This window comes from Pseudomonas sp. CM25, from assembly GCF_013179705.1.
Lineage (GTDB): Bacteria > Pseudomonadota > Gammaproteobacteria > Pseudomonadales > Pseudomonadaceae > Aquipseudomonas.
In genome coordinates this window covers 1-2,588 of record NZ_JABMCW010000533.1, presented here as the reverse complement: position 1 = coordinate 2,588, position 2,588 = coordinate 1, and the positions used below count along the sequence as shown (strand labels likewise).

Below are 2,588 nucleotides of genomic sequence, written 5' to 3'. Positions count from 1 at the left end.
CCTCAAGGAATATCTGGCACCGCGCTACATCGAGTTCATCGGCAAGGAAATCCAGACCGCCTACCTCGAGTCCTACAGCGAGTATGGCCAGAACATCTTCGACCGCTACGTGCTGTACGCCGACTTCTGGATCCAGGACCAGGAGTACCGCGACCCAGAAACCGGCGAAATCCTCAACCGTATTGCACTGAACGAAGAGCTGGAAAAGATCGAGAAGCCCGCCGGCATCAGCAATCCGAAGGACTTCCGCAACGAGATCGTCAACTTCGTACTGCGCGCACGCGCCAACAACAACGGCAAGAACCCAAGCTGGCTGAGCTATGAAAAGCTGCGGGTGGTGATCGAGAAGAAAATGTTCTCCAACACCGAAGACCTGCTGCCGGTCATCAGCTTCAACGCCAAGGCCAGCAAAGAGGACCAGAAGAAACACAACGACTTCGTCACCCGGATGGTGGAGCGTGGCTACACCGACAAACAGGTTCGTCTGCTGTCGGAATGGTACCTGCGGGTCAGGAAATCGCAATAAAGCGACAAGCTACACACCGCACGCCCAAGGCTGGCGTTCCAGCCTCGGGCGGCGGCAGCTGTCTTTACGTGCAGCTCGTAGCTTGAAGCGTGCAGCTGTTCCCAGCTACCGGAGGGACCATGAGCTACGTTATAGACCGACGCCTGAACGGCAAGAACAAGAGCACGGTCAACCGCCAGCGCTTCTTGCGGCGGTACCGCGAACATATCAAGAAGGCCGTCGAAGAGGCGGTTAGCCGTCGCTCCATCATGGACATGGAGCATGGCGAGCAGATCAGCATTCCGGGACGGGACATCGACGAACCTGTGCTGCACCATGGTCGCGGCGGCAAACAGACCATCGTGCACCCGGGCAACAAGGAATTCACCGCAGGTGAGCATATCCCCAGACCCCAAGGTGGTGGGGGCGGTGGAGGCCGTGGCAAGGCCGGCAATTCTGGCGAAGGCATGGATGAATTCGTCTTCCAGATCACTCAGGAAGAATTCCTCGAGTTCATGTTCGAGGACCTCGAGCTGCCCAACCTGGTCAAACGCCACCTGACCGGTGCCGATACGTTCAAGACCGTGCGTGCCGGTATCGCCAACGAGGGCAACCCCTCGCGCATCAACATTGTCCGCACCCTGCGCTCGGCTCACGCCCGGCGAATCGCCCTGACCGGCAGCAGCCGCGCGCTGTTGCGCGAAGCGCAAAAAGAGCTGGCCCGACTGAAAGTCGAGGAGCCCGACAACTTTACCGACATCCAGGAAGTCGAGCAGGAAATCGAGCGCCTGAAAGCGCGTATCAACCGCCTGCCCTTCCTCGACACGTTCGACCTGAAGTACAACTTGCTGGTAAAGCAGCCCAACCCAAGCTCGAAGGCGGTAATGTTCTGCCTGATGGACGTGTCCGGTTCGATGACCCAAGCCACCAAGGACATTGCCAAGCGCTTCTTCATCCTGCTGTACCTGTTCCTCAAGCGTAATTACGACCGCATCGAGGTAGTATTCATTCGCCACCACACCAGTGCCCGCGAAGTGGACGAGGAAGAGTTCTTCTACTCCCGGGAAACCGGCGGCACCATCGTTTCCAGTGCGCTCAAGCTAATGCAGGAGATCATGGCCGAACGCTACCCGGCCAGCGACTGGAACATCTACGCCGCCCAGGCCTCCGATGGCGACAACTGGAACGACGACTCGCCCATCTGCCGCGAAATTCTCTCCAAGCAGATCATGCCGCACGTGCAGTACTACACTTACGTCGAGATCACCCCCCGTGAGCATCAGGCGCTGTGGTACGAGTACGAGCGCATCGGCGAAGGGTTCCCCGACACGTTCGCCCAGCAGCAGTTGGTATCGGCCGGCGACATCTACCCGGTCTTCCGTGAACTCTTCCAGCGCAGGTTAGCCACATGACCGCCAGAGCACAGAGACGCCAACCCATTTCCACCGGGTCCGAGTGGACGTTCGAACTGATCCAGACCTACGACCGGGAAATCAGCCGCCTGGCCGAAGGCTATGCCCTGGACACCTACCCCAACCAGATCGAGGTCATCACCGCCGAGCAGATGATGGACGCCTACGCCTCCGTCGGTATGCCGCTGGGCTATCACCACTGGTCCTATGGCAAGCAGTTCCTCAGCACCGAAAAGTCGTACAGCCGTGGCCAGATGGGCCTGGCCTACGAAATCGTGATCAACTCCGACCCCTGCATCGCCTACCTGATGGAAGAAAACACCATGTGCATGCAGGCACTGGTGATCGCCCATGCCTGCTACGGCCACAACAGCTTCTTCAAGGGAAACTACCTGTTCCGCACCTGGACCGATGCCAGTTCCATCATTGACTACCTGGTGTTTGCCAAGCAGTACATCGCGCAATGCGAAGAGCGCCACGGCATCGATGCGGTGGAAGACCTGATCGACTCCTGCCATGCCTTGATGAACTACGGCGTGGACCGCTACAAGCGCCCCTATCCGATTTCTGCCGAAGAAGAGCGGCGTCGGCAAAAGGAGCGCGAAGAGCATCTGCAGCGGCAGATCAACGACCTATGGCGCACCATCCCGAAAAGCGCCGAGAAGGGTAAC

Annotated in this window: 2 protein-coding genes and 1 pseudogene; all 3 read left to right on the top strand. The window is 58.7% G+C overall.

Going from position 1 to position 2,588, the window contains the following annotated elements:
- Nucleotides 1-526, top strand: a pseudogene (locus HP546_RS29050) (PrkA family serine protein kinase); the annotation flags it as partial.
- A gap of 119 nt (nt 527-645) precedes the next feature.
- A complete protein-coding gene (locus HP546_RS29045; RefSeq protein WP_172232959.1) occupies nt 646-1,917 on the top strand; it encodes a YeaH/YhbH family protein in 1,272 nt (423 codons plus the stop codon).
- Nucleotides 1,914-2,588: SpoVR family protein (locus HP546_RS29040; protein ID WP_172232956.1), on the top strand; the 675-nt coding region annotated here is incomplete at its 3' end. The genes HP546_RS29045 and HP546_RS29040, both read left to right, overlap by 4 nt.